General features: G+C 60.6%; 16 protein-coding genes. All 16 read right to left on the bottom strand.

What is annotated here, in order from left to right; translation table 11 throughout:
* Positions 1–2 precede the first annotated feature (2 nt).
* Complete coding sequence (gene nuoI / locus ACP7C6_RS01610; RefSeq protein WP_003174725.1) at positions 3–551, bottom strand: NADH-quinone oxidoreductase subunit NuoI; 549 nt, start codon at positions 549–551, stop codon at positions 3–5.
* Positions 552–562: 11 nt separating this feature from the next.
* Positions 563–1,570, bottom strand: a complete 1,008-nt coding sequence (nuoH, locus tag ACP7C6_RS01605; protein ID WP_017137518.1) for an NADH-quinone oxidoreductase subunit NuoH — start codon at positions 1,568–1,570, stop codon at positions 563–565.
* Positions 1,567–4,281, bottom strand: coding sequence for an NADH-quinone oxidoreductase subunit NuoG (gene nuoG / locus ACP7C6_RS01600; protein WP_122683852.1), 2,715 nt, complete (start codon positions 4,279–4,281; stop codon positions 1,567–1,569). The genes nuoH and nuoG overlap by 4 nt, the downstream gene beginning before the upstream one ends.
* Positions 4,282–4,416: 135 nt before the next feature.
* Entirely contained in the window at positions 4,417–5,772 is a 1,356-nt protein-coding gene (nuoF, locus tag ACP7C6_RS01595; protein ID WP_028616806.1) for an NADH-quinone oxidoreductase subunit NuoF, read from the bottom strand.
* The gene (gene nuoE, locus ACP7C6_RS01590; protein ID WP_016975546.1) at positions 5,769–6,266 is read right to left on the bottom strand and encodes an NADH-quinone oxidoreductase subunit NuoE; all 498 of its coding nucleotides are present in this window, start codon (positions 6,264–6,266) and stop codon (positions 5,769–5,771) included. The genes nuoF and nuoE overlap by 4 nt, the downstream gene beginning before the upstream one ends.
* A gap of 2 nt (positions 6,267–6,268) precedes the next feature.
* The gene (nuoC, locus tag ACP7C6_RS01585; RefSeq protein ID WP_426108178.1) at positions 6,269–8,053 is read right to left on the bottom strand and encodes an NADH-quinone oxidoreductase subunit C/D; all 1,785 of its coding nucleotides are present in this window, start codon (positions 8,051–8,053) and stop codon (positions 6,269–6,271) included.
* A gap of 72 nt (positions 8,054–8,125) precedes the next feature.
* Positions 8,126–8,800 (bottom strand): NuoB/complex I 20 kDa subunit family protein, encoded by a 675-nt coding sequence (locus ACP7C6_RS01580; protein ID WP_016975544.1) that lies wholly within the window; start codon positions 8,798–8,800, stop codon positions 8,126–8,128.
* A 10-nt stretch (positions 8,801–8,810) separates the two neighbouring features.
* Entirely contained in the window at positions 8,811–9,224 is a 414-nt protein-coding gene (locus ACP7C6_RS01575; protein WP_003219575.1) for an NADH-quinone oxidoreductase subunit A, read from the bottom strand.
* Between the two features lie 656 nt (positions 9,225–9,880).
* Positions 9,881–11,206 (bottom strand): isocitrate lyase, encoded by a 1,326-nt coding sequence (aceA, locus tag ACP7C6_RS01570; RefSeq protein ID WP_010458877.1) that lies wholly within the window; start codon positions 11,204–11,206, stop codon positions 9,881–9,883.
* A 491-nt stretch (positions 11,207–11,697) separates the two neighbouring features.
* Positions 11,698–12,435: a secretin N-terminal domain-containing protein gene (locus ACP7C6_RS01565; RefSeq protein WP_426108177.1), complete on the bottom strand. Its 738-nt coding sequence runs from the start codon at positions 12,433–12,435 to the stop codon at positions 11,698–11,700.
* A 264-nt stretch (positions 12,436–12,699) separates the two neighbouring features.
* Complete coding sequence (locus ACP7C6_RS01560; RefSeq protein WP_426108176.1) at positions 12,700–13,122, bottom strand: GNAT family N-acetyltransferase; 423 nt, start codon at positions 13,120–13,122, stop codon at positions 12,700–12,702.
* Positions 13,115–14,281: a cupin domain-containing protein gene (locus ACP7C6_RS01555; protein WP_038847892.1), complete on the bottom strand. Its 1,167-nt coding sequence runs from the start codon at positions 14,279–14,281 to the stop codon at positions 13,115–13,117. Before ACP7C6_RS01555 ends, ACP7C6_RS01560 begins: the two co-directional genes overlap by 8 nt.
* Positions 14,282–14,365: 84 nt before the next feature.
* Positions 14,366–15,736 (bottom strand): adenylosuccinate lyase, encoded by a 1,371-nt coding sequence (purB, locus tag ACP7C6_RS01550; protein WP_028616801.1) that lies wholly within the window; start codon positions 15,734–15,736, stop codon positions 14,366–14,368.
* A 125-nt stretch (positions 15,737–15,861) separates the two neighbouring features.
* Complete coding sequence (gene hflD, locus ACP7C6_RS01545; RefSeq protein WP_426108175.1) at positions 15,862–16,485, bottom strand: high frequency lysogenization protein HflD; 624 nt, start codon at positions 16,483–16,485, stop codon at positions 15,862–15,864.
* Entirely contained in the window at positions 16,482–17,606 is a 1,125-nt protein-coding gene (mnmA, locus tag ACP7C6_RS01540; protein WP_028616799.1) for a tRNA 2-thiouridine(34) synthase MnmA, read from the bottom strand. Before mnmA ends, hflD begins: the two co-directional genes overlap by 4 nt.
* A 59-nt stretch (positions 17,607–17,665) precedes the next feature.
* Entirely contained in the window at positions 17,666–18,112 is a 447-nt protein-coding gene (locus tag ACP7C6_RS01535) for an NUDIX hydrolase (protein ID WP_305381510.1), read from the bottom strand.
* Positions 18,113–18,241: the final 129 nt, after the last annotated feature.

The following is an 18,241-nucleotide window of genomic DNA, read 5'->3' as shown; positions in this document are numbered from 1 at the left end:
CCTTAAGGCAGCAAGCTCTTCACGTTGATCGGCTCGGCTTCGTTTTGTGCGGCGCCTTTCGGCTTACCGGCAACGGCCATACCTGCAACACGATAGAAGTTGTAATCAGGGTTTTTACCGGGACCAGAGATCAGCAGATCTTCTTTCTCGTACACCAGGTCCTGACGTTTGAACTCGGCCATCTCGAAATCCGGCGTGAGCTGGATCGCGGTGGTCGGGCAAGCTTCCTCGCAGAGGCCGCAGAAAATGCAGCGCGAGAAGTTGATGCGGAAGAAGTCCGGGTACCAGCGACCGTCTTCGGTTTCAGCTTTCTGCAGGGAGATGCAACCCACCGGGCACGCCACGGCGCACAGGTTGCAGGCTACGCAACGCTCTTCGCCATCGGGGTCGCGAGTCAGCACGATACGGCCGCGATAGCGCGGCGGCAGGTACACCGCTTCTTCCGGGTATTGCAGGGTGTCGCGTTTGCGGAAGCCGTGACCGAACACCATCACCAGGCTTCGCAACTGGGTACCGGTACCCTTAACGATGTCGCCAATATATTTGAACATGGGTCAAATCCTCACTGAACCGCGCCGGCTGGCGTGTTCAACAACACAACAGCAGCCGTCACCAGCAAATTGATCAGGGTCAGTGGCAGGCAGAAGCGCCAGCTGAAATCCATCACCTGGTCGTATCGTGGGCGCGGAATGGAAGCGCGCAGCAGGATAAACAACATGATGAAGAACGCGGTCTTCAGGAAGAACCAGAAGAACGCCAACTGCGGCAGGATGCCGAACGGACCGTGCCAGCCGCCGAAGAACAGCGTGACCAGCAGGGCCGAGATCAAGATGATGCCGATGTACTCACCGACGAAGAACATGCCCCATTTCATGCCGGCGTATTCGATGTGGTAGCCGTCGGCCAGTTCTTGTTCCGCTTCCGGCTGGTCGAACGGGTGACGGTGAGTCACGGCGACGCCAGCGATGAAGAAAGTACAGAAGCCGAAGAACTGCGGAATGATGAACCACAGGTTCTGCGCCTGGTACTCGACGATATCGCGCATGTTGAACGAGCCAACCTGCACCACGATGCCCATCAGCGCGAGGCCCATGAACACTTCGTAGGACACGGTCTGGGCCGAAGCCCGCAAGCTGCCCAGCAGGGCGAACTTGTTGTTGCTCGACCAACCGGCGAACAGCACCGCGTAGACCGACAAGCCGGCCATGGCGAAGAAGAACAGCAAGCCGATGTTCAGGTCCGCCACGCCCCAGGTCGGGGTGATCGGGATGATCGCGAAGGCGATCAGCAAGGCGCTCATGGCCACGACCGGTGCCAGGGTGAAGATCACCTTGTCGGCAAACGGCGGGGTCCAGTCTTCCTTGAAGAACATTTTCAGCATGTCGGCCGCGATCTGGAACATACCGAACGGGCCAACGCGGTTCGGACCGTAACGGTCCTGCCACCAGCCCAGCAGGCGACGTTCGACGAAGCTGAGCAGGGCGCCCGCGACGACCACGGCCAACAAGATCACGATGGCCTTGACCACCGAGATGATCACGTCGATCACTTCAGGAGTGAACCAAGTCATTGCGCTGCCTCCTGCAGACCGTCAACGGTTTTGCCGAAGATCGCCGCTGGAATGCCGGCGATGCCTTTAGGCAGTGCAACCAGGCCAGCGCCCAGCTCTTCATTGATGCGCAGCGGCAGACGCAGGGTCTGGCCGGCCACGTTCAGGCTGAGCAGGGCGCCGTCGTTGACGCCCAGGCGGTCGGCTTCGGACTTGGCCAGGGAAACGTAGGCGGCTGGGATACGTTCTTGAACCGGTGCGGCTTTCGAAGAGTTCTCTTCGCTGCCGAACAGGTGGAAGAACGGCACAACCTGCCAGGTGCCTTGGGCCGGGTTGAACGGACGCGGTACGGCAGAGAACCAATTCAGCGAATCACCGGTGCTTTCGATCAGGCGCGTGCCCGGGTCGCCAGCTCGGATGTGACCACCGACTTCGTCCTGGAACTTGTTCCAGGCCTGCGGCGAGTTCCAGCCCGGCGACCAGGCGAACGGCACCTGTTGGCGCGGTTCGGCAGAGCCCGAGTAACCTTCCATGGAGAAGGCGAACGCGGTGTCCGGGTCTTGCGGAGTACGTGGCTCGTGCACGCTGATGTTGGCGCGCATGGCCGTACGCCCGGAGTAACGCAGCGGTTCACGGGCAAGCTTCATGCCCTTGATGCGGAACGCGGCGGACGGTGCAGCGTCGACGATACGTGCCAGTTGCGGCGCGCTCGCGGCGGCAGCGGCGGTGACGTGGTCGAGCTGGGTCCAGTCGATCGGCTGGTTCAGCAGGGTGGCGCGCAGGGCATGCAGCCAGCGCCAGCCTTCGTGAACCAGGATACTGGCGTCCATGTACTTCGGATCGAACACCTGGAAGAAGCGCTGGGCGCGGCCTTCCTGGCTGACCAGGGTACCGTCGCCCTCGGCAAAGGTGGCGGCTGGCAGCACCAGGTCGGCGCGCTCGCTGGTAGCGGTCTTCTGGTGGTCGGCAACGATCAGCACTTTGGCGGCGTTCAGCGCAGCGTCAACCTTGGCGGCATCGGTGCGGGTGTAAAGGTCGTTTTCCAGCACCACGATGGCGTCGGCATTGCCGTCGATCACCGCTTGCAGGGCCGCGTCCAGGGACTCGCCACCGAGCATGGCCAGGCCAAGGCTGTTGGCTTCCGGCACGACCAAGCTGATGGAACCGTTCTTGTCGCGCAGCTTCAGGGCCTTGGCGATGTTGGCAGCGGCTTCGATCAACGCCTTGGAACCCAACGAGGTGCCGGCAATGATCAATGGGCGCTTGGCCGCCAGCAGTGCGTCGGCGATACGCTGGGCCAGTTCAACGGCTTCAGCGTCCAGGCCTTCGACGGCAGGCGCGCTGGCGTCGAGGGCGTGGGCCACGGCGAAACCGATGCGGGCCAGGTCGTCCGGTGCTGCGTGCACACATTCTTCGGCGATGTCGTCGAGCTTGGTTTCAGCGATGCTTGCAATAAACAGCGGGTTCAGCGCGTGCTGGCCGATGTTTTTCACGGCGGCGTCGAGCCAAGGCTGGACGCGCATGGCGTCGGCCATGTCTTCGGCCTTGCCTTTGACCGACTGGCGCAGCGACAGGGCGATGCGTGCGGCGGTCTGGGTCAGGTCTTCACCGAGCACGAAGATGGCATCGTGGTCTTCGATGTCGCGCATGTTCGGCACCGGCAGCGGGCTGTCGTTCAGCACTTGCAGGACCAGGCGGATGCGCTCCAGCTCACCGGCTTCGATGCCGGAGTAGAAGTGCTCGGCGCCGACCAGCTCGCGCAACGCGTAGTTGCTTTCGAGGCTGGCACGCGGCGAACCGATACCGACGATGTTACGCCCGCGCAGCAGGTCGGCGGCTTTATCCAGGGCGTCGTCCAGGCTCAGCTTGCCGCCATTGGCCAGCAGTGGCTGGCGTGGGCGGTCTTCGCGGTTGACGTAGCCGTAGCCGAAACGGCCACGGTCGCACAGGAAGTACTGGTTGACCGAACCGTTGAAGCGGTTTTCGATCCGACGCAGTTCACCGTAGCGCTCACCTGGGGAGATGTTGCAACCGCTGGAACAGCCATGGCAGATGCTCGGGGCGAATTGCATGTCCCACTTACGGTTGTAGCGCTCGGAGTGAGTCTTGTCGGTGAATACACCGGTCGGGCAGACCTCGGTGAGGTTGCCGGAGAACTCGCTTTCGAGCACGCCGTCTTCAACGCGACCGAAGTACACGTTGTCGTGGGCGCCGAATACGCCGAGGTCGGTGCCGCCGGCGTAGTCTTTATAGAAGCGCACGCAACGGTAGCAGGCGATGCAGCGGTTCATTTCGTGGGAAATGAACGGGCCGAGGTCCTGGTTCTGGTGGGTACGCTTGGTGAAGCGATAACGGCGCTCGTTGTGGCCGGTCATCACCGTCATGTCTTGCAGGTGGCAGTGACCGCCTTCCTCACAGACTGGGCAGTCGTGAGGGTGGTTGGTCATCAGCCATTCGACAACGCTGGCGCGGAACGCCTTGGATTCTTCATCGTCGATGGAAATCCAGGTGTTGTCGGTGGCTGGGGTCATGCAGGACATGACGATACGACCACGGGTGTCGTTCTCGTCGGTGTATTGCTTGACCGCACACTGGCGACAGGCACCGACGCTACCAAGCGCGGGATGCCAGCAGAAATACGGGATGTCGAGGCCTAGTGAGAGACATGCCTGTAACAGGTTGTCTGCCCCATCGACTTCGAGCGCTTTGCCGTCTACGTGGATAGTGGCCATGGTTCAAAGTTCTTCGTTGGCCCGTTGTCAGCGGGCGTGGCTAATGGAATCTTGTTATTCATGGGCATCAACACAGCCTTTACGGCGTCAGCCCATGAGAAAGCGAAGGGCACGGACCCTTCGCCTTTTAAAGCGTTACGCGCCGACTACGATCGGCTTTGCCAGAGGCGGGACGGCGGCGCTGGTAGGCGCGATGCCGGCTTCGAACTCCGAGCGGAAGTATTTGATTGCGCTGCCCAATGGCTCCACGGCGCCCGGTGCGTGAGCACAGAAGGTCTTGCCTGGGCCGAGGAAACCGACCAGGCCGAGCAGGGTTTCGATATCACCCTCGCGGCCTTCGCCATTTTCCAGGGCCATCAGCAGCTTCACGCTCCACGGCAGACCGTCGCGGCATGGGGTGCAGAAGCCGCAGGATTCACGGGCAAAGAACTGCTCCATGTTGCGCAGCAGCGAGACCATGTTCACCGTGTTGTCCACCGCCATCGCCAGGCCCGTACCCATCCGGGTGCCGACCTTGCCGATGCCGCCGGCATACATCTGTGCGTCGAGGTGCTCGGGCAACAGGAAACCGGTGCCGGCGCCGCCTGGCTGCCAGGCTTTCAAGGTGTAGCCGTCGCGCATGCCGCCGGCGTAGTCCTCGAAGAGCTCGCGGGCGGTCACGCCGAACGGCAGTTCCCACAGGCCAGGGTTCTTGACCTTGCCGGAGAAGCCCATGAGCTTGGTGCCCATGTCTTCGCTGCCTTCGCGGGCCAACGATTTGTACCAGTCCACGCCGTCGGCAATGATCGCCGGCACGTTGCACAGGGTTTCGACGTTGTTCACGCAAGTCGGCTTGCCCCACACGCCGACAGCGGCGGGGAAGGGCGGCTTGGAGCGCGGGTTGGCGCGGCGGCCTTCGAGAGAGTTGATCAGTGCGGTTTCTTCACCGCAGATGTAGCGCCCGGCGCCGGTGTGCACGAACAGTTCGAAGTCAAAACCCGAACCCAAGATGTTCTTGCCCAACAGGCCGGCGGCCTTGGCTTCTTCCACGGCACGGTTGAGGTGCTTGGCGGCGGTGGTGTACTCGCCACGCAGGAAGATGTAGCCCCGGTAGGTTTTCAGCGCGCGGGCGCTGATCAGCATGCCTTCGATGAGCAGATGGGGCAGTTGCTCCATCAGCATGCGGTCTTTCCAGGTGTTCGGCTCCATTTCATCCGCGTTGCACAGCAGGTAGCGGATGTTGATGGATTCGTCCTTGGGCATCAGGCCCCACTTCACGCCCGTGGGGAAGCCTGCACCGCCGCGGCCTTTGAGGCCAGCGTCTTTCACGGTCTGGACGATATCGTCCTGGGCCATGTCGGCGAAGGCCTTGCGCGCAGCGGCGTAACCGTTCTTGGCTTGGTACTCGTCGAACCATACAGGCTCGGCATCGTCACGCAGGCGCCAGGTCAGGGGATGGGTCTCGGGCGAACGCTTGATCAGGTTGGCCGGGCCGAAAGATGTAAGGGTCATGGGTAGCCCTCGAGCAATTGGGTCACGCCAGTTGCCTGCACGTCACCGAATGTGTCGTCGTCGATCATCAACGCCGGCGCCTTGTCGCAGTTGCCCAGGCAGCACACTGGCAGCAGCGTGAAGCGGCCGTCAGGGGTGGTCTGGCCGAGGCCGATACCCAGTTTGGTCTGGATCGCGTCAACCACCGATTCGTGGCCGCCGATGTAGCAGACCATGCTGTCGCACACGCGAATGATGTGGCGACCGACCGGCTGACGGAAGATCTGGCTGTAGAACGTGGCCACGCCTTCAACGTCGCTGGCAGGGATGCCGAGGATCTCGCCGATGGCGTAGAGCGCGCCGTCCGGCACCCAGCCACGTTCCTTCTGGACGATCTTCAGGGCTTCGATCGACGCCGCGCGCGGGTCTTCGTAGTGATGCAGCTCGTGCTCGATGGCCGAGCGCTCGGTTTCACTCAGGGTGAAACGGTCTGTCTGGATAAGCGTGCTGTTCATGCTTAGCGGTCCACGTCGGCCATAACGAAATCGATACTACCCAGGTACGCAATCAAGTCCGCGACCATCTCGCCTTTGATCACCGAAGGGATCTGCTGCAAGTGGGCAAAGCTTGGGGTACGGATCCGGGTGCGGTAGCTCATGGTGCCGCCATCGCTCGTCAGGTAATAACTGTTGATACCCTTGGTCGCTTCAATCATCTGGAAGGATTCGTTGGCCGGCATGACCGGGCCCCACGAAACTTGCAGGAAGTGCGTGATCAGGGTTTCGATGTGCTGCAGCGTGCGTTCTTTCGGCGGCGGCGTGGTCAGCGGGTGATCCGCCTTGTACGGGCCTGCCGGCATGTTGCGCATGCATTGCTCGATGATCTTCAGGCTCTGGCGCATTTCTTCGACGCGCACGATGCAACGGTCGTAGGCATCGCCATTGGCGGCCAGCGGGACTTCGAATTCGAAGTTTTCGTAGCCCGAGTACGGACGCGCTTTACGCAGGTCGAAGTCGCAACCGGTGGACCGCAGGCCAGCACCGGTGACGCCCCATTCCAGGGCTTCTTTGGTGTTGTACTGGGCGACGCCAATGGTACGACCCTTGAGGATGCTGTTATCCAGCGCAGCCTTTTGGTACTCGTCCAGACGCTTGGGCATCCAGTCGATGAATTCCTTGACCAGGCGCTCCCAGCCATTCGGCAGGTCGTGGGCAACACCGCCGATGCGGTACCAGGCCGGGTGCAGGCGGAAGCCGGTGATGGCTTCGATGACCTTGTAGGCGCGCTGACGGTCGGTGAAGGTGAAGAACACCGGGGTCATGGCGCCGACGTCCTGGATATACGTACCCAGGAACAGCAGGTGGCTGGTGATCCGGAAAAACTCGGCCATCATGATGCGGATGGTGTCGACGCGGTCGGGCACCTTGATGCCGGCCAGCTTCTCGACCGAGAGCACGTACGGCAGGTTGTTCATCACGCCGCCGAGGTAGTCGATACGGTCGGTGTACGGGATAAAGCTGTGCCAGGACTGACGCTCGGCCATCTTCTCGGCACCACGGTGGTGGTAGCCGATGTCCGGGACACAGTCGGCGATTTCTTCGCCGTCCAGTTGCAGGATGATACGGAAGGCACCGTGAGCCGAAGGGTGGTTCGGGCCCAGGTTGAGGAACATGTAGTCCTCGTTGGTGCCAGAGCGTTTCATACCCCAGTCTTCCGGACGGAAACGCGCCGCTTCCTCTTCAAGCTGTTGCTTGGCGAGGTTGAGGCTGAACGGATCGAATTCGGTGGCGCGGGCAGGGAAGTCCTTGCGCAGCGGGTGACCTTCCCAGGTCGGCGGCATCATGATGCGCGTCAGGTGCGGGTGGCCCGGGAAGTCGATACCGAACATGTCCCAGACTTCTCGCTCGTACCAGCTGGCGTTCGGCCAGATACCGGTGACGGTCGGGACGCTCAAGTCGCTTTCGGACAGCGCGACCTTGATCATCACGTCGCTGTTACGTTCCAGCGACATCAAGTGGTAGAACACGGTGAAATCGGCGCCGCTCGGCAGGCCCTGGCGCTTGGTGCGCAGACGCTCGTCCACGCCATGCAGGTCATAGAGCATGACGTACGGCTTGGGCAGGTTGCGCAGGAAGGTCAGGACTTCGACGAGCTTGGCGCGCGCCACCCACAGCACCGGCATACCGGTGCGTGTGGCCTGGGCGGTGAAGGCGTCAGGGCCAAAACGGTTATTGAGTTCGACGACCACATCCTGGTCGTCTGCCTTATAAGGCGGGATGTACAGAGCGCTGCCTGTAGTCATGGTTTTTTTATCGCTTTCGGTCAACGTAAAGAATGAAGCCAGGTGTTCGTTCTATAAAAGAAGCGGTCTGGATCAGACTTCGTCAGGGCTGCGCAGATTGGTGACTGCGATTCGCTGTTCGCGGCGCTCTTCCTTTTGCGAAGGCATCTCGGCGCGGTACACGCCTTGATCGCCTACGACCCAGGAAAGCGGGCGACGCTCCTTGCCAATCGATTCCTGCAGCAGCATCAAGCCTTGCAGGAATGCTTCAGGGCGGGGCGGGCAGCCAGGCACGTAGACGTCCACGGGCAGGAACTTGTCCACCCCTTGAACGACGGAATAGATGTCGTACATGCCACCGGAGTTGGCGCACGAACCCATGGAGATAACCCACTTCGGCTCGAGCATTTGCTCGTAGAGACGCTGGATGATCGGCGCCATCTTGATAAAGCAGGTGCCGGCGATAACCATGAAATCCGCCTGACGCGGTGATGCCCGGATAACTTCGGCGCCAAAGCGCGCGATGTCATGGGGCGCCGTGAAGGCGGTGGTCATTTCCACGTAGCAGCACGAAAGGCCGAAGTTGTACGGCCACAGGGAGTTTTTACGTCCCCAGTTGACCGCGCCACTCAGCACGTCTTCGAGCTTGCCCATGTAGATGTTTTTGTGGACTTGATCTTCTAACGGATCGGAAACGGTTTCCCGTTCGCCGATAGGGTATTGATCGTTAGGAGCATCCGGGTCGATCCTGGTGAGATTGTATTGCATCGCCAAAGCCTCATTGTTTCAGCTTCGCTTGCCGCTTACGACGAGCTTCCGGAGCCCAGTCAAGGGCGCCCACTCGGAATAGGTAGACAAGGCCTGCCAACAGAATTGCTATGAAAACGAGAGCTTCGACGAATCCGGTCCAGCCGCTTTCGCGGACGGACACAGACCAGGCAAAGAGAAAGAGGGCTTCGATATCGAAGATCACGAAGAGCATCGCGACCAGATAGAATTTGGCTGAGAGCCGCAAGCGGGCGCCACCTGTAGGCAGCATGCCGGATTCGAACGGTTCATTTTTGCTGCGGCCCCAGGCTTTTGACCCGAGGAGGCTGGAGACACCAAGCATGAAGGCGCAGAGGCCGACAACACCGAGGAGGAAAATGGCAAAGCCCCAGTTGTGGGCCATGAGTCCTGTCGCTTCGGTCATGCTGGAAATCCTTAACAGAGAGCAAAGGTCTCTGAGCTCGAAAAAGTAACAATGCAGTGACGATATGTCGCACTGCAATCAATCGCGGTGATTTTATGGCTAAACACCGGGCAAGTAAAATTCCTATAGCGAAATTATTCGATGGAATAAGGACATAGTGCACCTTCGTGGGGCTGTAGCCCTTGCGTGGCGGGCATTAGCGGGCATTTAATCAAATGTGTTTTGTTTAGCCTGTAACGAAGTTTTCATGCGCCAAATGATAATGAATATTGTTTGCGTGGGGTTTAAGCGAATGTTTCTCGTGTGGCGAGGGAAGTTGCCGTTACTTGCTAGAGTGTCGCTTAGTTGCTGACGGGGATCTTTTAACCGATCTGATCCACGCGAATACCGCTCTGGATCAATGTTTTGCACAAAATCATCAAGCTGAATGCATTTCCCCTGTGGGAGCGGGCTTGCTCGCGAAAGCGGTGTGCCCGGCAAAGATGTGCTGACTGAACCAGCGCTTTCGCGAGCAAGCCCGCTCCCACATTTGGATCGCGGTGCTTCAGATAGATTTGTGCGGGCAAAAAAAACGCCCCGAGCGGGTCGGGGCGTGATTGTTGTGCGGCACTGCGGTTAGCTTTTGAACGGTTACGCAGTGGCCGTGTACGCGGTGCTTAGTGGAACTGCTCTTCTTCGGTCGAGCCGGTCAGCGCGGTCACGGACGAGGTGCCGCCCTGGATCACGGTGGTCATGTCGTCGAAGTAGCCGGTGCCCACTTCCTGCTGGTGCGCCACGAAGGTGTAACCCTTCGATGCGTCAGCGAACTCCTGCTCTTGCAGCTTCACGTAGGCGGTCATGTCGTTGCGGGCGTAGTCGTGCGCCAGGTTGAACATGCTGTGCCACATGTTGTGGATGCCGGCCAGGGTGATGAACTGGTGCTTGTAGCCCATCGCGGACAGTTCGCGCTGGAACTTGGCGATGGTCGCGTCGTCCAGGTTTTTCTTCCAGTTGAAAGAAGGCGAGCAGTTGTAGGACAGCAGTTGGTCCGGGTATTCCTTCTTGATCGCTTCGGCGAAACGACGGGCTTCGTCCAGGTCCGGCTTGGCGGTTTCGCACCAGATCAGGTCGGCGTACGGCGCGTAGGCCAGGCCACGGGCAATCGCCTGGTCCAGGCCGGCACGTACCTTGTAGAAACCTTCCTGGGTGCGCTCGCCGGTCACGAACGGTTGGTCGTACGGGTCGCAGTCCGAAGTCAGCAGGTCAGCCGCGTTGGCGTCGGTACGCGCCAGGATGATGGTAGGAGTACCGGCAACGTCAGCAGCCAAGCGGGCAGCGGTGAGCTTCTGTACCGCTTCCTGGGTCGGAACCAGTACCTTGCCGCCCATGTGGCCACACTTCTTCACGGATGCCAGTTGGTCTTCGAAGTGCACGCCGGCAGCGCCAGCCTCGATCATGCTCTTCATCAGCTCGTAGGCGTTCAGTACGCCGCCGAAACCGGCTTCAGCGTCAGCCACGATAGGCGCGAAGTAGTCGATATAACCTTCATCACCCGGGCCTTTACCGGCTTTCCACTGGATCTGGTCGGCACGACGGAACGAGTTGTTGATGCGCTTGACCACGGTTGGAACCGAATCCACCGGGTACAGCGATTGGTCGGGGTACATGGATTCAGCGGAGTTGTTGTCCGCTGCCACTTGCCAGCCGGACAGGTAGATTGCCTGGATACCGGCTTTCACCTGTTGCACTGCCTGGCCGCCAGTGAGGGCGCCCATGCAGTTGACGAAATCTTTGTCGGGACGGAAGGAAGGCTTGGCACCTTGGGTCACCAGGTTCCACAGCTTCTCGGCGCCGAGTTTTGCAAAGGTGTGCTCAGGTTGAACCGAGCCACGCAGGCGGACGACGTCAGCAGCGGAATAAGCGCGGGTCACGCCTTTCCAGCGTGGGTTTTCAGCCCAGTCTTTTTCGAGGGCTGCAATTTGCTGTTCGCGTGTCAGTGCCATGGAAGTAAACCTCGTCGCGTCTTCTTGTGGTGGAAAAAATCCATTTGCCAGCCCTGCATTCAAATGCGTGGGCAGGGCTGCTCGCTGACCAGAAGCTTAGGCGGTCATGTCGGGTCTGGCGGGGAATGCGACGGGATGAACGATTGGCGAGAGGGGCGGTAGGTAAAGGCGGGCCGCGAACAGTCTGAGGGCGTCGTGGGCCCTTGGGTGTTCAACAGCGTGTAGCCGGGTTACCTGGTTAGCTTCCGTCCCTCGGGACAACTTCGTTCCAGTCGCAACCTCGTCAAACACGCCTTGTGGGCGGTACAGACACGAATCGGCTCAGGTGGGTAGCTTAGAGCGGCGATCCGAAGGCCCTTGCCAGGGCCCCTGATTAGCGGGAGCGAGGCCATCATGCCCATGCTTTTTTGGATCGTCAAATGTTTTGTAGTGCTTTTTTTCAAGCACTACATCTTTAGTCTAATACGACTCGTCAGTCAGTTTTTGGTGCTTCAGTTCAGGGTGTCGACCTTCACTCGTACAGTCAGGTCGTCGCGGCCTTGAGTAGAGTAGCTGCGGGTTGTAGAGGATTTGTCGGCCTGGGTTTCGCGATTGATGCCGGCCAGGGGAATCCATTCGCCTAGTCGCCCGCTGACGGTTGTGTCGGTACTTTGTACATTCACTACATCGGGACGTTCCTGGCTCATGCGGTCACGGTTGGTACTGATCGCCAGGTGCACGGTTTCGCCAGTGACGCTGGCCGTCACGTAGAACCCCTGGGTGACGTTGCGATACTGGGTCTGGTTTTGCGGGCGGCCGTAGCTGTCTTGCTGGGTGGTGGTCAGCGGTACGCTCTGGCCGACCTGGATCAGCGCGGGCACGCCTTCACTGGCCTGGATCTGCTGGATGCCACCGTCACGACTGGCGGTGCCGTAGCTGATGATGCGCGTCTGGCTGTCGCCGCTGTTCTGCTGATTGTTTTCGTTGGTGTCGACGGTGATCAGCAGGCGCTTGGCGGGTGTGTCGAGTTGAGAAAGCAGGGCGCGCAGATTCTGGATCTTGGCCGGGTCGGCGTTAACAATCAGTTGGTTGCCGTAGGCGCTGACGGTGCCGTCCTTGCCGATGAAGTTCTGCGCCACGGGCAGCAGGTCGGCGCTGGTGCGGTTGCTCAGGTTGACGACTTCAGTGTCGGCCATGGCCGAGACGCTGGCGGTCAGGAGGAGGGCGGTGAGCAGGGTGCGTAGGGACATGTCCGTTATCTCTGCGAGTCATTTAGGCTGGATAGTGCCAGTTTGTCGGCCTGGCAGGTCGCAAATTTAGTGAGGATTGAGCCTGCTGTGCCGGGTAGAGCTGTTGTGGTGAGCGGGCTTGCCCCGCGCTGGGCTGCGCAGCAGCCCCCATAAAAAACGCCGCGTTCTTTCAGAAAGAACGCGGCGTCTGGTTTTTAGGGCTGCTACGCAGCCCAGCGCGGGGCAAGCCCGCTCACCACAGCAAGCCCGCTCACCACAGGGGAGTCATCCCTCGCGCACCATGTCCACATGCGGAATCCCGACTTCAAGGAATTCGTCACTGACGATCTTGAAGCCCAGTCGCTCATAGAACGGCGCCGCATACACCTGCGCACTCAGGAACTGCTTGGTCTGGCCGCGCTGCTCGGCCACGCCGATCACCGCTTCCATCAGCTTGTCGCCGACCTTCAAGCCGCGCCAGTCCTTGAGTACCGAAACGCGTCCGACCTCGCCACTGGGCAGCAGGCGCGCGGTACCAATCGGAAAATCGCCTTCGAATGCAAGGAAATGCACCGCGCCAGCGTCATCCGCGTCCCACTCCAGCTCCGGTGGAACCGATTGTTCAGCGATAAACACCGCTTCACGAATGCGCCGAATCTCGGCGATATCCTTTTGCCAGTCCGCGACACTTACGTGAATTTTATTCATCGGCAAATCCCAGGCTTCCTTGCTTGACCAGTTCGCACAGCAGATCGCGACCGTCTTCGTCCGCCAGCCACGGGCCGAGGTTTTCGGCGTGCAGGGCGTCGGCGGCGCAGATCAGCTTGAGCAGTTCGCGCAGTTTGCCCGGCAAGTAACGGCTCTGGCCGCTGGCGAACAACAGCACGTCGTCGTCGACTTCCGACCAAGCCATGCGTGCGCTCGGGTTGCGCACCAGGATCGCGCCGTCTTGCAGGGCGCTGATGAAGTCTTCTTCGCCCAGTTCCTCGCCGGCTACCAGTTCAGGATAGCGTGGTTCGGTCATGAACTGGCCGAACCAGGTCAGCAGCATGCGCTCGTCGCTCATGTGCTCGGCCAGCAGGCTCTTGAGGCGGTCCAGCGCGTCGCCCTGGATCTGGTGCGGGTCGCTGACCGGCTGGGCGTCGGCGTCGGTGTAGCGTTCTTCGTCAGTCAGGTACTGGCTGAGGAAGTCGGTGAAGTGGGTCAGCACTTCGGCGGCGCTTGGAGCGCGGAAACCGACGGAGTAGGTCATGCAGTCATCTTCGGCAATGCCGAAGTGCGCCAGGCGTGGCGGCAGGTAGAGCATATCGCCCGGTTCCAGGACCCACTCAGCGCTCTCTTCGAATTCGGCGAGGATGCGCAGGTCGGCGTGCTGCAGCAGCGGGCTTTCCGAGTTGCACATCTGGCCGATCTTCCAGTTGCGCTTGCCTTGGGCTTGCAGCAGGAACACATCGTAGTTGTCGAAGTGTGGACCCACGCTGCCGCCGGGCGCGGCGAAGCTGATCATCACGTCGTCGATGCGCCAGCTTGGCAGGAAGCGGAACTGCTCCAGCAATTCGGCCACTTCCGGCACGAATTGGTCGACGGCCTGCACCAGCAGGGTCCACTCGCGCTCAGGCAGGGTGCTGAAGGCATCTTCAGCAAACGGGCCGCGGCGCAGTTCCCACGGACGCTCGCCGTGTTCGATCACCAGGCGCGATTCGACTTCTTCTTCCAGGGCCAGGCCGGCCAGTTCGTCGGCGTCGATCGGGCTTTCGAAATCAGGGATGGCCTGACGGATCAGCAGCGGCTTTTTCTGCCAGTAGTCGCGCAGGAATTCCCGTGCCGTGATGCCGCCCAGAAGTTGAAGAGGGATATCAGGATTCATGTGTAACCTATTGAAAAAAAGCACTTTTCAGACTGGAATAAAAACGCCCGGCGCGGCCGGGCGTCTCAAAGGGTCAAGCAACGATCAGATGCGCTTGGCTTGCTCTACAGCGTTGCCGATGTAGTTGGCCGGGGTGAGCAGTTTCAGCTCGGCCTTGGCCGCGGCTGGCATGTCCAGGCCATCGATGAAAGTCTGCAGTGCTTCAGGGCTGATGCCCTTGCCGCGCGTCAATTCTTTCAGCTTCTCGTACGGGTTTTCGATGTTGTAGCGACGCATCACGGTCTGGATCGGCTCGGCCAAGACTTCCCAGCACGCGTCCAGGTCAGCGGCGATCTTCTGCTCGTTGAGCTCCAGCTTGCTGATGCCTTTGAGGCTGGCTTCGTACGCGATCACGCTGTGAGCGAAGCCCACGCCGAGATTGCGCAGTACGGTGGAGTCGGTCAGGTCGCGCTGCCAGCGGGAGATCGGCAACTTGCTGGCCAGGTGCTGGAACAGTGCGTTGGCGATGCCGAGGTTGCCTTCGGAGTTTTCGAAGTCGATCGGGTTGACCTTGTGCGGCATGGTCGACGAGCCGATTTCACCGGCAATGGTGCGCTGCTTGAAGTAGCCCAGGGAGATGTAGCCCCAGATATCGCGATCGAAGTCGATCAGGATGGTGTTGAAGCGCGCAATGGCGTCGAACAGCTCGGCAATGTAGTCGTGCGGTTCGATCTGCGTAGTGTACGGGTTGAAGCCCAGGCCTAGTTCGTCTTCTATGAAGGCGCGGGCGTTGGCTTCCCAGTCAATCTCAGGGTAGGCCGAGATGTGGGCGTTGTAGTTGCCTACGGCGCCGTTGATCTTGCCCAGCAGCGGTACGGCGGCGACTTGAGCGATCTGGCGCTCCAGGCGGTACACCACGTTGGCCAGTTCTTTGCCCAGGGTAGTCGGCGAAGCCGGTTGGCCGTGGGTGCGCGACAGCATCGGCACGTCGGCGAAGCGGATAGCCAGCTCGCGGATGGCGTTGGCGGTCTGGCGCATCAGCGGCAGCATCACGTCATCACGGCCTTCGCGCAGCATCAGGGCGTGGGACAGGTTGTTGATGTCCTCGCTGGTGCAGGCAAAGTGGATGAACTCGCTGACCTGGGCCAGTTCCGGCAGCTTGGCCGCTTGCTCTTTGAGCAGGTATTCGATGGCTTTGACGTCGTGGTTGGTGGTGCGCTCGATCTCTTTCACACGCTCGGCGTGCTCCAGGGAGAAGTTTTCCGCCAGGGTGTTGAGCACAGCGTTGGCTTGCGCGGAGAACGCCGGCACTTCGCTGATGGCGGGGTGAGCGGCCAGGCGCTGGAGCCAACGCACTTCAACCAGTACACGAGCACGGATCAGGCCGTATTCGCTGAAAATAGGGCGCAGGGCCTGGGTTTTGCCGGCGTAGCGGCCGTCTACAGGGGAAACCGCAGTGAGCGAAGAGAGCTGCATGGGGTGTTCTCGGACAGTCGGGCAACGAAATGGGGCGCGTATCATACATGAAAAAATCCGCCGGTCCGTTGCCAACTGACCGGCGTATTACGCGTAACGGCTTGAAAAAGGCCTGCTGGTGCGACTTATTCGTTGCGCATCAACGGGTAAAGCTCTTTGAGCAATTTGCGACGACTGATCACCAATTGCCAACGATGACCGCCCAACTGGCGCCATAACCGCGCCGAACGAATGCCGGCCAGGAGCAGGGCGCGGATTTTCGAGGCGTTGTTCGGTTGCTGCAGGTTGCGCATGTCGCCGTGGACCTGGATGCGTTGGCGCAAGGTGCTCAAGGTGTCCTGGTACAGCGCACCACAGGCCGCGATCACGTTTTCGTGGGCCGGGCCGAAGTGTTCCACCTGGGATTGAATCTGTGGCAAGCGCTTGCCGATGACCTCGAGCATTTCGTCGCGCTTGGCCAGTTGACGCTCAAGACCGAGCATCGACAGGGCGTAGCGCAGCGGCTCGCGCTGCAGGGTGCTGGGGTCGCGTTCCAGTGCGCCGATCAACGCGCGATAGCCTTCACGCAGCGCGAGGTCGTCGCCGCCGTAGACTTCCAACGTGTCCTTGGGGTCACGGATCAGCAGGCTGCCGAGCATGCAGGTCAGGCCGGCCTCGGTGACCTGGCCGGTCTTGGCGATCTTGTCCACCAGTACAGCGGCGAGAAAGACCCCACCTAGCGCTGTCAATTGCTCCTGGGTCGGGCTCATGCCGATTTGCTCCAGGCTTCGGCCACTTCAATCACGCCGCCGCCCAGGCAGATTTCGCCGTCGTAGAACACCACGGACTGGCCAGGCGTGACTGCGCGTTGCGGGTCATCAAAGGTGGCGCGGTAGCCGGTGGCAGTTTTTTCCAGGGTGCAAGGCTGGTCGCTCTGGCGATAGCGCACTTTGGCGGTCAGGCGGCGCGGGGTGCTCAGGTCGATCGGGTTGACCCAATAGATTTCCGAAGCCAGCAGGGCGCCGGAGAACAGCAGTGGATGCTCGTTGCCTTGGCCGACGATCAGCACGTTGTTTTCCAGGTCCTTGACCAGCACGTACCACGGTTCTTCACCGGCATCTTTCAAGCCGCCGATGCCCAGGCCCTGGCGTTGGCCGATGGTGTGGTACATCAAGCCATGGTGACGGCCGATGACTTCACCTTCGGTGGTATGGATTTCGCCTGGTTGCGCCGGCAGGTACTGCTTGAGGAAGTCGCTGAAGCGGCGCTCGCCGATAAAGCAGATCCCGGTGGAATCCTTCTTCTTGGCGGTGGCCAGGCCGTGTTTCTCGGCGATCTTGCGCACTTCGGGCTTTTCCAGCTCGCCCACCGGGAACAGGGTCTTGGCGATCTGTTCACCGCCGACGGCGTGCAGGAAGTAGCTCTGGTCCTTGTTCGGGTCCAGGCCCTTGAGCAGCTCGGTGCGGCCATCGATATCGCGGCGGCGTACGTAGTGGCCAGTGGCGATCAGGTCGGCACCGAGCATCATGGCGTAGTCGAGGAACGCCTTGAACTTGATTTCACGGTTGCACAGGATATCCGGGTTCGGCGTGCGGCCTGCCTTGTATTCGGCCAGGAAGTGCTCGAACACATTGTCCCAGTACTCAGCGGCGAAGTTGGCGGTGTGCAGCTTGATACCGATCTTGTCACACACGGCCTGGGCGTCCGCCAGGTCGTCCATGGCGGTGCAGTATTCCGTTCCATCGTCTTCTTCCCAGTTCTTCATGAACAGGCCTTCCACCTCATAACCCTGCTCCATGAGCAGAACGGCGGAAACGGAAGAATCCACGCCGCCGGACATGCCGACGATGACGCGCTTCTTTTGTGTGTCAGAAGGGGCTGGATCACGCATAGGGTTTCAACGGGTGTCTTGAAAAAGGACGCGATTCTATCAGGCTCAGGCCTTCAAGGCTAAAGAGAAGGGCGGATCAATTCGAGGCTGTGGCGCTGGCCGGCCAGATAATCATCGATACAGCGGATGATCAGCTCGCTGCGCCAGTCGTCGCGCAGCTCCATCAGTTCGTCGCGGGTCAGCCAGCGGGCACGCAGTATGCCTTCGTCGAGTTGATAGCCAGGGTGGTGTTTCAGGGCTTTGGCGATGAAGCACACACGCTGGTAGGTCACGCCATTGCTGGGGGCGGTGTACAGGTAAATGCCGACGATGCCAGTGGCTTCGACGTCCCAGCCGGTTTCTTCGAGGGTTTCGCGGATGGCAGCTTCGGTCAGGGTTTCGTGTGGGTCGAGGTGGCCGGCAGGCTGGTTGAGTACGGCGCGACCGCCCTTGAGTTCCTCGACCATCAGAAAGCGGCCGTTGTCTTCGACGATGGTGGCGACGGTGATGTGGGGTTGCCAGGTCATGGAAAGTCTCAATGAAGAATGCGACGCGGTCTTTGGGCAGGATTGCAGTCAATGTGGGAGCGGGCTTGCTCGCGAATGCAGAGTGTCAGTCGCTGCAGGTGTAGGCTGACCCACCGCATTCGCGAGCAA

It is taken from the genome of Pseudomonas sp. TWR1-1-4 (genome assembly GCF_049897165.1).
GTDB classification, from domain to species: Bacteria; Pseudomonadota; Gammaproteobacteria; order Pseudomonadales; family Pseudomonadaceae; genus Aquipseudomonas; species Aquipseudomonas canadensis.
Note: the sequence above shows the minus strand (reverse complement) of the source record. Positions and strands in the feature narration are given on the sequence as shown.

Excerpts from the sequence above, each read along its gene's own strand:
- nuoI (WP_003174725.1), bottom strand. The coding sequence starts at position 551 with ATGTTCAAATATATTGGCGACATCGTTAAGGGTACCGGTACCCAGTTG.
- nuoH (WP_017137518.1), bottom strand. The coding sequence starts at position 1,570 with ATGACTTGGTTCACTCCTGAAGTGATCGACGTGATCATCTCGGTGGTC.
- nuoG (WP_122683852.1), bottom strand. The coding sequence starts at position 4,281 with ATGGCCACTATCCACGTAGACGGCAAAGCGCTCGAAGTCGATGGGGCA.
- nuoF (WP_028616806.1), bottom strand. The coding sequence starts at position 5,772 with ATGACCCTTACATCTTTCGGCCCGGCCAACCTGATCAAGCGTTCGCCC.
- nuoE (WP_016975546.1), bottom strand. The coding sequence starts at position 6,266 with ATGAACAGCACGCTTATCCAGACAGACCGTTTCACCCTGAGTGAAACC.
- nuoC (WP_426108178.1), bottom strand. The coding sequence starts at position 8,053 with ATGACTACAGGCAGCGCTCTGTACATCCCGCCTTATAAGGCAGACGAC.
- ACP7C6_RS01580 (WP_016975544.1), bottom strand. The coding sequence starts at position 8,800 with ATGCAATACAATCTCACCAGGATCGACCCGGATGCTCCTAACGATCAA.
- ACP7C6_RS01575 (WP_003219575.1), bottom strand. The coding sequence starts at position 9,224 with ATGACCGAAGCGACAGGACTCATGGCCCACAACTGGGGCTTTGCCATT.
- aceA (WP_010458877.1), bottom strand. The coding sequence starts at position 11,206 with ATGGCACTGACACGCGAACAGCAAATTGCAGCCCTCGAAAAAGACTGG.
- ACP7C6_RS01565 (WP_426108177.1), bottom strand. The coding sequence starts at position 12,435 with ATGTCCCTACGCACCCTGCTCACCGCCCTCCTCCTGACCGCCAGCGTC.
- ACP7C6_RS01560 (WP_426108176.1), bottom strand. The coding sequence starts at position 13,122 with ATGAATAAAATTCACGTAAGTGTCGCGGACTGGCAAAAGGATATCGCC.
- ACP7C6_RS01555 (WP_038847892.1), bottom strand. The coding sequence starts at position 14,281 with ATGAATCCTGATATCCCTCTTCAACTTCTGGGCGGCATCACGGCACGG.
- purB (WP_028616801.1), bottom strand. The coding sequence starts at position 15,736 with ATGCAGCTCTCTTCGCTCACTGCGGTTTCCCCTGTAGACGGCCGCTAC.
- hflD (WP_426108175.1), bottom strand. The coding sequence starts at position 16,485 with ATGAGCCCGACCCAGGAGCAATTGACAGCGCTAGGTGGGGTCTTTCTC.
- mnmA (WP_028616799.1), bottom strand. The coding sequence starts at position 17,606 with ATGCGTGATCCAGCCCCTTCTGACACACAAAAGAAGCGCGTCATCGTC.
- ACP7C6_RS01535 (WP_305381510.1), bottom strand. The coding sequence starts at position 18,112 with ATGACCTGGCAACCCCACATCACCGTCGCCACCATCGTCGAAGACAAC.